The sequence below is a fragment of the Oleiphilus sp. HI0067 genome (assembly GCF_001635735.1).
Genome location: NZ_LWFI01000226.1, coordinates 1 through 747, shown reverse-complemented (window position 1 = coordinate 747; position 747 = coordinate 1). Strand labels below are relative to the sequence as shown.

The window sequence follows — 747 nt, the reverse complement described above, 5'->3', positions numbered from 1 at the left end:
TTAGCGGGGTGCTGAGCTCCTGCTTTTGAAGTCGTCGTGCGTAATGGCGTTGACTCAAATGCGCCAATTCGTGAGCAAGAACAGAAGCAAATTCTTGTTCATTCGCGGCATGTAAAAATAGTCCCGCATTGATACCGATAACGCTTCCGGGTACCGCGAACGCGTTTAACTCTGGGCTGTTAAGGATGACAAAGCGAAATGATTTGTCAGCGACTGTAGAGTTCGGGGCGAGAGAGTAGACAAGTTGTTCAAGATATTCTTCGACGCTAGGTTGTTCATAGGTGCGAACTTGGCCTCGTAGCGCAGATAGCCATGCAGTGCCTAACTCGCGTTCCTGTTCGATCGAAATGATTGTAGAGCTTGCGTTTCCAAAGCTTGGAAGCTCGGATTCATTTGCCTGAACAGAGAGTGAGAATAAGATTGCTGCAAAGAAAATAGAGCGCTGCATTTGAGCTAGTTGATCTCGGTGTTAATGTTATTGTGTTCTTTATAGTAACTGTACGTTGATTCCTAGTCACGAAAGCTTATTATTGCAAACCTTAAAATATCATTACCAAGAACAAATATGAGCGATTACGACCACCTTGTCGATGCGCGAGGAGAGGCTTGTCCAATGCCTTTGTTGCGCGCGAAATTGAAGTTGAATGAAATGTTACCAGGACAAACTGTCAAGGTGATGGCAACAGATGCCGGGTCTGTGCGAGATTTTGAAGCCTTTATTGGGCTAACTCCTCACGCTCTAGAAAC

2 protein-coding genes are annotated in these 747 nt (G+C 45.5%); one reads left to right on the top strand and one right to left on the bottom strand.

Going from position 1 to position 747, the window contains the following annotated elements:
- The coding region (locus A3739_RS03020) for a M48 family metalloprotease (protein WP_156502295.1) at positions 1-448 on the bottom strand (448 nt) is incomplete at its 3' end.
- Positions 449-565: 117 nt separating this feature from the next.
- Here A3739_RS03020 and A3739_RS03015 point away from each other — a divergent pair.
- Positions 566-747, top strand: a 182-nt coding sequence (locus A3739_RS03015) for a sulfurtransferase TusA family protein (protein ID WP_068500249.1), incomplete at its 3' end; no start/stop codon positions are given.